The following is a 4095-nucleotide window of genomic DNA, read 5'->3' as shown; positions in this document are numbered from 1 at the left end:
GCTCTTTCATATTTTTACCGGAAGACCAGCTTGCAATATAGGAAAAAGAATACTCCGATGTGTCCAGTCCGAAATGGTTACATACCACATAGGCAACACTTTCTGCTTCTACTTCCCTTGTAAGCTGATCTTTTACGATGCCCTCTACTTCCATCTGATCACGATCATGCAATACTGCATGTGCGGTTTCATGCACCGCTGTTTTCATGGTTTGTGCCTCACTCATGCCAGGCTGGATAGCAATATATTTATCGACAAGCTGATAAAAGCCTTTCGCCTCCCCATCAATCTCAATAAAACGGATAGGAACCGGGGCAACCATTTTTAATGATTCCATAAAATCATGGTAGATCAAAACATCTCCATCCAGTTCTGATACCTCAAACTCTGGAATCGGTTCTCCTGTGGTCTGGCTGACATCAAATACTGTCGTAACCCGGAATTTTGTAATAACACGCTCTACTACTTCTGTTTCCGGCTGTCCATCTTTCCCAATCACAATCTCACCTGTTTCCGGATCAGTTTTTTCAATCTCCTGTTTCTCTTTAAACGGAGCCGGGGCAATAATCTGGATGCCTTTTTCCCCTCTTTTTACCTGTCGGTTGAATTTCTTCTGCCATGCCTGATACCCCGCTACCAGTGTTGCTTCCGGTTTCTGCATAGCGATCAACAATGTATTATTAAAACTGTAATTATGGAACTTTGCCATTGTATTCAGATATTCCGTATATTTTTCTGATGTGAATATTTCTGCAACACCCTGTTCCAACTGCTCTGTAATCTGCTTTAACTGTTCTTCTCTGTTTGCCATAATCAAATCCTCCATAGAAAAATCCCGCCAAAGCTATGGTCACTCTGACGGGATACCCTTTATAACTCCTGTTCGTGTTTCTTTTTTGGTTTCTGCTGTATTTCGCCTGTCTGCTCCTGCTGTTTCTGTTCTTTCAGTCTTTCCAGAATAGATGTTTTATGAACACTGTCAGCAATTCTGTCCTGTCGTTCCTCCGGCATGTTTACTTCCGGGTTTTCCCCGATTCCCTCATCTGCCAGAAGATTTTCTCCCCCTTTCTCATCCATGTTGAGCATGGCATTTAATTCTGCCAGACGTTCCATTTTTTCACTCAGTTCCGCTTCTTTCGGGAATGGCTTCTGCACCTCTTCCTGTGCGGTCTTTAACTGCTGTTGTACCGTTTCCAGATTCTGCTCGGTATCTGCCAGCTTTTTCTCGATTGCAGAAAGTGCATTATGAATCCTCTGGATATTGCCCAGAGTATCCTTTCCGAACTCAATCTTATAAGAACATTTTCCCTTGATCGTCAGGGTATAAGTATTCGACAGGAAATTGTATTCTGAAGAAAGTGCAAAACCATGATATTCTCCGATCTGCCCTGCTGATTTTACGGACTTCAAGCCGGATGCTGCTGAAATGAGTGCAACTCCCGCTTCTTTTTTATCGGTATACAGCTTTCCACCAACTGTCATTGCAAAGTGGTCATTATCCTGCAAATCTATTCCTTTTACTACATTTGCATCCACACGCATACCGGCAATCTTCTCTTTTAATGCTGTAATCTGTACCGGATACCGCTTTGCAATATCCGATTCCAGACGATAGATCTGACTGGTGTGGTTTGCTTTCAAAAGTTTCAGTTTACTTACCTGCACATCCAGATCCATTTTTTCTTTGATGTACTCGTTTCCTGTTGCCAGTGCTTTGATTTCTGCATAGGACAGAGCTGTATCATCTACATCTTCACAGGCACGCACCGGGGATTTACTGGTCATGATCTGTGAAATAAACTTCTGCTTGTTTTCCAGAATCTGCCACATGTACGAATCAAACGTATTTTCCGTTACATACCGGAAGATTTTTACCTTGTCATTCTGGTTTCCCTGTCTGAGAATACGTCCCTCCTGCTGTTCCAGGTCAGACGGTTTCCAGGGGCAGTCCAGATGATGCAGTGCAAGTAGTCTGTCCTGTACGTTGGTACCAGCACCGAGTTTCGGAGTGGAACCCATCAGGATTCTTACCTGCCCGGCCCGCACCTTTGCAAACAACTCCGCTTTTTTTACTTCCGTATTGTATTCATGAATAAATGCGATCTGCTCTTTCGGGATTCCCCGTTCCACCAGCTTGTTTCTTACATCATCATAAACATTGAACGTTCCGTCAGTTTTCGGTGTACTGAGGTCACAGAAGATTAACTGGGTAGCCTGTGTATCTTTTCCGTCCTCCCATACCTGGAAAGCATTCTCCACACAGGCATTTACCTTGCTTTTCCCTGCGTCTGGCAACATATCATTTAAAAGCCTCTGGTCTAATGCACATTTTCTTCCATCATTGGTAATTTTGAGCATGTTATCTACCCTTGGATCTACCGCACCTCCCCTAACCTGCTCTGCACGTTCTGAAAATGCTTCCACCATTTCTTTCTGCTCATCGCTCGGTTTTAATACTTCATTGATATATTCTGCTTCCGGTACAGGAAGATTCAACATGTCCGCAGTCTGAATATCTGCTGTTTCCTTAAATATGGAAATCAGTTCCGGAAGATTAAAGAAACGGGCAAATCGTGTTTTTGCACGATAGCCCGTCCCTTCCGGTGACAATTCGATTGCCGTAACAGTTTCTCCAAAAGTAGCTGCCCACGAATCAAAATGCCCCATTCCCATATTCATTAAAGTATCATACTGGAGGTATCTCATAATGGTGTATAATTCGGTCATACTGTTTGATACGGGTGTTCCCGTTGCAAACGTAATTCCCTTTCCCCCGGTAATCTCATCCATGTACCTGCATTTCATAAACATATCTGAACTTTTCTGTGCATCGGTCTGTGAAATGCCTGCCACATTCCGCATTTTAGTGTATAAAAAAAGATTTTTGTAATAATGTGACTCGTCCACAAACAGCCTGTCCACGCCTAACTGCTCAAAAGTCACAACATCATCTTTTCGTGTCTGGTCATTTAATTTTTCCAGTTTTGCTTTCAGGGTTTTCTTCGTCTTTTCCATCTGTTTAACGGTATACTGCTCTCCAACCTGCGTCTTTGCTGATTCAATAGAAAATGTAATATCTGCAATCTGATCTTCCAGCAATGCAATCTGTCTTTCCCTGGAAAGCGGGATTTTCTCGAACTGGCTGTGTCCAATAATGACCGCATCATAATCCCCTGTTGCGATTCTGGAACAGAACCGTTTTCTGTTTGCCGGTTCAAAATCTTTCTTTGTTGCCACCAGAACATTTGCTCCCGGATACAAGCGTAAAAAATCGCTTCCCCACTGTTCCAGCAAATGGTTTGGAACCACATAAAGGCTCTTTTGTGCCAGTCCCAGACGCTTGCTCTCCATACCAGCTGCGATCATCTGGAATGTCTTGCCTGCACCTACACAGTGTGCGAGCAGGGTATTATTTCCATAAAGAATATGTGCCACCGCATTTTTCTGATGCTCCATCAGCTTAATTTCCGGATTCATTCCGACAAACTGGATATGACTGCCATCATATTCTCTTGGTCTTACACTGTTAAACCGTTCATTATAAATCTTGCAGAGCGTTTCCCGTCGGCTCATATCCTTAAAGATCCACTCTTTAAATTCCTCCCGGATCAGTTCCTGCTTCTGCTGCGCCAGAGTAGTTTCCTTTCGGTTCAGTACCCGGTGTTCCCCATCCGCATCATGTATTGTGTCATAAATTTTTGTATCATGCAGATTCAACGCATCCTCCAACAATCTATAAGCATTTGCCCTTTGTGTTCCATAAGTTGATGTGGAAAGTGGATTATTGCTGCTATCCACATTCTTTCCCTTTACATTCCACTGTCCAGTCACTTCCGCATACTGCACTTTAATACGCTCATAATTGATATGGTGTCGTGGTGTATGGAATGTTTCTGCCATGAACTCTGTAATATAGTCCGGAGAAATCCATGTTGCACCAAGCCTTGCTTCAATCTCGGAAGCATCCAGGTCTTTCGGCTGTACCCGTTCCAGTGCCTGCACATTGACCATATATTCCGGATGGTTTTCTGCAAACTGCCTTGCAATGTTCAGCTTCTCCCTGACATTCCCGGAAAGATACTCGTCGGATGGCTC

General features: G+C 43.5%; 2 protein-coding genes. Both read right to left on the bottom strand.

Annotated features, from left to right (window positions below; all coding sequences use genetic code 11):
* Window positions 1–811 (bottom strand): ArdC-like ssDNA-binding domain-containing protein (locus RDS42_RS13035; RefSeq protein WP_308784041.1); only part of this gene is annotated, 811 nt, incomplete at its 3' end.
* 59 nt (window positions 812–870) lie between these two features.
* Window positions 871–4095 (bottom strand): SNF2-related protein (locus RDS42_RS13030; protein ID WP_308784040.1); only part of this gene is annotated, 3225 nt, incomplete at its 5' end.

Source organism: uncultured Blautia sp. (genome assembly GCF_902497045.1).
In the GTDB taxonomy this organism is placed as follows: domain Bacteria; phylum Bacillota; class Clostridia; order Lachnospirales; family Lachnospiraceae; genus Blautia_A.
The sequence above is the reverse complement of the archived record's forward strand: the minus strand, read 5'-3'. Positions and strand labels throughout refer to the sequence as shown.